Source organism: Arthrobacter sp. Br18, from assembly GCF_000520555.1.
Taxonomy (GTDB): Bacteria; Actinomycetota; Actinomycetes; order Actinomycetales; family Micrococcaceae; genus Arthrobacter_D.
The window spans coordinates 56,509-58,367 of record NZ_KI914851.1 but is presented as its reverse complement, the minus strand read 5'-3'; the positions used below and the strand labels follow the sequence as shown (position 1 = coordinate 58,367).

At 70.1% G+C, this 1,859-nt stretch carries 1 protein-coding gene and 1 pseudogene; both read left to right on the top strand.

Annotated elements, in window-relative coordinates; all coding sequences use genetic code 11:
• Window positions 1–223: 223 nt before the first annotated feature.
• Window positions 224–1,144 carry an ABC transporter ATP-binding protein gene (locus tag Y704_RS0105405; protein WP_051476721.1) on the top strand — a complete coding sequence of 307 codons (921 nt, stop codon included), beginning with the start codon at window positions 224–226 and terminating at the stop codon, window positions 1,142–1,144.
• Window positions 1,144–1,859 (top strand): annotated as a pseudogene (locus Y704_RS24375) (polyketide antibiotic transporter); the annotation flags it as partial. The gene Y704_RS0105405 and the pseudogene Y704_RS24375, both read left to right, overlap by 1 nt.

Sequence of the window (1,859 nt, the reverse complement as noted above, 5' to 3'; positions counted from 1 at the left end):
CCCGCCACTGGAGGGATCGGCGGGAAGATCCGCAGTATCCTCAACCGGCGCTGAGGCAGCCGGCCTTTTCGAGGGGCTGGGCTGATCACCAGGAGCGGGCTGCCGGAAAGGGAGCCCGCATTGCCCCGCGCCTGGTCGGCATGCACGAAGAGCCGCTCAGGACGGACGTCGTAGGGCCGCATCGCGGGTAGGGATCGCGGACAGGGCGGAGGGCGGACAGGGGATGCAACCGGCCGTGGCCATCGGGCCGCCCGTCATCGAAACCGACCGGCTCGGAAAGAAGTTCGGCCGGATCACCGCGCTCTCCGGCCTTGATCTCCGCGTCGCCTCCGGGGAGGTGCACGGTTTCCTCGGACCGAATGGGGCCGGGAAGTCGACCACCCTCAAAATACTGCTGGGCCTGATCCGCCCCACCTCCGGCGCGGCCCGGGTCTTCGACCTGGACCCCTGGACGGATCCCGTCCGGGCACACCGCGATGTCGCCTACGTACCCGGAGACGTGAGTCTTTGGCCGGGCCTGTCCGGCGGCGAAATCATCGACCTGCTGACCGGACTGCGCGGCGGCACTGACGAACGGCTTCGCCGCGAGCTCATCGACGAGTTCGATTTCGACCCGAGGCGGAAGTCCCGATCCTACTCGAAGGGCAACCGCCAGAAAGCGGTGCTCATCGCCGCGTTCGCCCGCCCGGCCCGCCTCTACCTTCTGGATGAACCAAGCTCCGGCCTGGACCCGGTCATGGAGTCCGTCTTCCGGCACCAGATCGAGCGGGTCCGTGGGGACGGGGCAACAGTGCTGCTCTCCAGCCATATCCTCAGCGAGGTGGAGCAGCTCTGCGACAGGGTCACCATCATCCGCGCGGGGACCGCGGTGGAATCGGGCACCCTCGCCGAGCTCCGCCATCTAACCCGGATCCACTTTCTGATCACGACGGCGGCATATCCGGCGGTGCTGGAGTCGCTGCCGGGCGTGCACAACCTGCAACCCGAGGGTTCCGGAACCGCGTTCGATGCCGACGCCGCTGACCTGGACTCCGTCCTGGAAGGCCTCGCGGCCGCCGGTGTCACCGGTATCACCGCGGCCCCGCCCTCGCTGGAGGCGCTGTTTCTGCGTCATTATGCCGTGCCGGACGGTCGGGAGGACTGATGCCCGCCGTCGTCCGCCTGGGCCTCGTGCAGGCCCGCCGGGACCGGAGCGTCCTTTCCGGGTGGATCCTGGGTATCGCGCTTCTGGGCTTCGTCACCTCCACCGCGGTAGCCGGGCAATTCGGGGACGAGGGGGAGCGGCGGGCAATCGTCTCCGTTGCCGCGGCGAGCCCGGCGTTCCTCTTCCTCCGTGGGCTCCCCGACGGGACCGGCGTCGGCCCGGTGGTGTTCTTCCAGGGCTACTCCTTCACCGCAGTTCTGGCCGGGTTGATGAGCACCCTCCTGGTCGTGCGGCACACACGCGCCGATGAAGAGCTCGGGCGCGCCGAACTTCTCGGCTCCACGCCGATTCCCCGTGCCGCTCCCCTCGTGGCCACGCTGTTGCTGGGCGCCTGCGCGAACCTGGCGCTTGCTGTGGCGGTCGCCGCGGGTTTCGCCGCCGCCGGCCTCCCCGCCGCCGGGTCGTTCGTGGCCGGGGCAGCGGTCGGTGCGGTGGGGCTGTTCTTCGTTGCCGCCGCTGCGGTGATCGCCCAGGTGCTGCCGTCCGGACGCAGCGCCAATGGGGCCGCGGCAGGCCTGGTCGGCGCCGCCTATCTGATGCGAGGCATCGGCGATTCCCTCGGCACTCCCGATGTCGGCCTGACGCGCGTCACCGCGGCGTGGCCTTCCCTGCTCTCGCCTCTGGGCTGGGGGCAACGGACACGGCCGTTCACGGC

What these genes read in the sequence shown, in the direction of transcription:
- Y704_RS0105405 (WP_051476721.1), top strand. Translation starts at nt 224, where the DNA reads ATGCAACCGGCCGTGGCCATCGGGCCGCCCGTCATCGAAACCGACCGG.